Genomic DNA, 3,181 nt, shown 5'->3' on the forward strand with positions numbered 1-3,181 from the left:
GCAAGACCACGCCCCAGGAACCGAGCCCTGAGCGCTTGCTGGCGTCCTTCGTCGACAACAAAGAGACCGGCGTGAGGATCATGGACTGGCAAGTTGGCGCCTCCGGCTACGCCGCCGTCTGGGCGACGGAGAACAAGCGCGAGGCGATCTGGGACGCCATGCAGCGCAAAGAGACCTATGCCACCACGGGCCCGCGCATGATCGTGCGCTTCTTCGGCGGCTGGGATTTCCAGCCGAGCGATGCGGAGGACCGGCTGCCTGCGCACACCGGCTATTTGAAAGGCGTGCCGATGGGAGGCGATCTTCGCGCCGCACCGGGCGGCAAGTCGCCCACCTTCCTCGTTGCCGCGCTCAAGGATCCGATCGGCGCCAATCTCGACCGCTACCAGATCGTCAAGGGCTGGCTCGATGCCAACGGCGACCTGCACGAGAGGGTCTATGACGTGGCCTGGTCCGGCGATCGCGAGCTGGGCGAAGACGGCAAGGTGCCGCCGGTCGGCAACACCGTGGACGTCGAAGAGGCGACCTGGACGAACACCATCGGCGCGCCCGAGCTGATCACGGTTTGGACGGATCCGGACTTCGATCCTTCTCAGCCCGCTTTTTATTACGGCCGTGTGCTGGAGATCCCAAAGCCGCGATGGACAGCGTATGACGCCAAATTCTACGGGACGGAGCCGCTGCCGGGCACCACCATGACCTTGCAGGACCGTGCCTACACCTCGCCGATCTGGTACACGCCGGAAGAATAGGGCGGGGCGCATGCCCATGAGCGTCCTGTCGAAGGTTATCCGCGAGCCGCTGGTGCATTTCGTGCTGATTGGCGCGGCGGTGTTCGGCTTCTACGCGCTCATGGCTGGCGACGGTCAGGAAAACGTACGCGATAGGATCGTCGTCACCGGGGGGCGGGTTGAGCAACTGGCGAAGGTCTTTGAAAGGACCTGGCAGCGCCGGCCCACGCCCGAGGAGTTGCGCGGCCTGATCGATGCCTTCGTTATGGAGGAGGTCTATTACCGAGAAGCGCTCAAGCTCGGGCTCGACCGCGACGACACGCTGATCCGCCGGCGTATGCAGCAGAAGCTGGAGTTCCTGACCGAACCCAACGACGAGGCCTTGCAGGCCGATGACGCGACGCTCCAGACTTATCTCGATGCGAACAGAGCCACTTTCCGGGTCGAGCCGAAGATCGCCTTTGACCAGGTGTTTCTCAATCCCGACAAGCCGGGCCAGGCGGCGCCCGTGCGGGCCAGGAAGTCCCTGGAGGTCCTGAAGGCTTCCGAACCAGGTGATGTTCCCGCGGATGTCGGAGATCCGACGCTGCTACAAGGCTCCATGAAGCTGTCGCCGCTGAGCCTCATCGCCCGCAATTTCGGCGTTTCGTTGGCGGCCAAACTGACCGATCTTCCCGAGAACGAATGGGCCGGACCGATCGAGTCGCCCTACGGGCTGCATCTCGTACGTGTCGTCGCGCGGGTCGACGGCTACGACCCGGCGCTCGCCGAAATTCGCAACGTGGTGAAACAGAAGTGGCGAGCCGACCAGCGCGATGCATTCCAGGACCAAGCTTACGACCAGCTGCTTTCCAAATACGAGGTGGTTTTGCCCGCAGCCCCTGAGACGGAGGCAGCGCCGTGACCCGACTTCTGTCAGCGTTCGTTTTGCTCCTCGCGCTGCAGGGTGCGAGCGTTGCCCACGAATTGCGCCCTGGATTTCTGGAGATCAAGCAAACTGGCATCGAAACCTACGATGTGCGTTTCAAAGTGCCGGCGCGCGGCGACATGCGCCTCGGGCTCTATGTCCGCCTGCCCGGCGAATGCTCTAACGCCAAACCGCCGCGCACCGAGCACGTCGGTGGCGCGTTTCTGGAGTATCTTTCGGTCAGTTGCCCCCGCGGGCTGGCAGGACGTCAGGTCTCGATCGACGGACTTGCTGGCACCTTCACCGATGTCGTGGTCAGGGTCGCCGCGGTCAACGGCGCCGTCCAAACTACCAGGCTCACTCCCGACCAACCCTCTTTCACCGTCGCCGCCGAACCCACCTGGCTCGACACGGCGGCTACCTATTTCCTGCTGGGCGTCGAGCACATCCTGCTCGGCATCGACCATCTACTGTTCGTGCTCGCACTGCTCCTACTTGTCCGCCACACATGGATGCTGGTGAAGGTCATCACCGCCTTCACTGTGGCTCATAGCATTACGCTGGCCGTGGCCGCGCTCGGTTGGGCGCAGATCCCGCAAGCGCCCGTCGAGGCGGTAATTGCACTCAGCATCATGTTCGTTTCGGCGGAGACGCTTCGTCAGAAGCGGAGCGAGGACGATCTCGCGAGCAAGGAGCCGTGGATCATCGCCTTCGCCTTCGGTCTGCTGCATGGCTTGGGCTTTGGCGGCGCGCTGAAAGAGATCGGTCTGCCGCAATCCGACGTTCCACTCGCGTTGCTGACCTTCAATCTCGGTGTCGAGGCTGGCCAGCTTCTGTTCGTTTTCGCCGTGCTGGGGCTGAAGGCAATCGTCGACCGCTTACTTGAGCTGAAGGTGCCGTGGGCGCGCACCGCCACCGGCTACGGCATCGGCTCGCTGGCCGCCGTGTGGTTCGTCCAGCGCCTCGCAATCATGCTTTGAACGCTCTTGTCCGCTTCTGGCACCAAGCAGACGATTGTAGAGCCCCTGAGGCTGTCTGCTTGCAGGCGTAAACCAGACCTCTGAAATGCGACGCCCCGGTATATTGTGAACCACCTTTACTCTGGTGCGGGCACAAGTCTCAAAAGCGTTTTTTCTTCAATCACTTGTCATAGAGCTTGGTGGGCCCGGGAGTTGTCCCACTTGATAACAACACCAACGGGTTATCGCTAGGTGCGGGCGCAAAAGGCCCTTTGAAAAGCAATAGGTGTTTTTCGCTCCTCCCGCACCGGAGCCCCTGCCCTCATTTAAGCCGCAGCGTCCGCTACAAGGGGTTGAGCAGACACCCGAACCAGTTCGCGAAAGTCAGCTTTTGACCGATGCTGTCGATAAAGTCAGCGGCGTAACCGGCTGGTCCCTCTCGCTGCTGCGAGGCTGAGGTGGTTCTTGCCTTTCATTTGCACCCCAGTTGGGGTGGCGGGTCTCACGGATGCTACGGGACGCCACTGGCACCGTCTCTCACGCAACTGACGCGGCCGCGAGGTCTGGCGGAGGCCAGACCAGAC

At 62.4% G+C, this 3,181-nt stretch carries 3 protein-coding genes; all 3 read left to right on the forward strand.

The window, feature by feature from the left end:
- Positions 1-752 (forward strand): DUF3604 domain-containing protein (locus tag ACSLE4_RS04955; RefSeq protein ID WP_435903368.1); only part of this gene is annotated, 752 nt, incomplete at its 5' end.
- A 10-nt stretch (positions 753-762) separates the two neighbouring features.
- On the forward strand, positions 763-1,635 hold the full coding sequence (locus ACSLE4_RS04960; RefSeq protein WP_435903369.1) for a peptidyl-prolyl cis-trans isomerase: 873 nt from the start codon (positions 763-765) through the stop codon (positions 1,633-1,635).
- Positions 1,632-2,618, forward strand: coding sequence for a HupE/UreJ family protein (locus tag ACSLE4_RS04965; protein ID WP_435903370.1), 987 nt, complete (start codon positions 1,632-1,634; stop codon positions 2,616-2,618). The genes ACSLE4_RS04960 and ACSLE4_RS04965 overlap by 4 nt, the downstream gene beginning before the upstream one ends.
- The last annotated feature ends 563 nt before the right edge of the window (positions 2,619-3,181 follow it).

It is taken from the genome of Methyloceanibacter sp. (assembly GCF_051306395.1).
In the GTDB taxonomy this organism is placed as follows: Bacteria; Pseudomonadota; Alphaproteobacteria; order Rhizobiales; family Methyloligellaceae; genus Methyloceanibacter.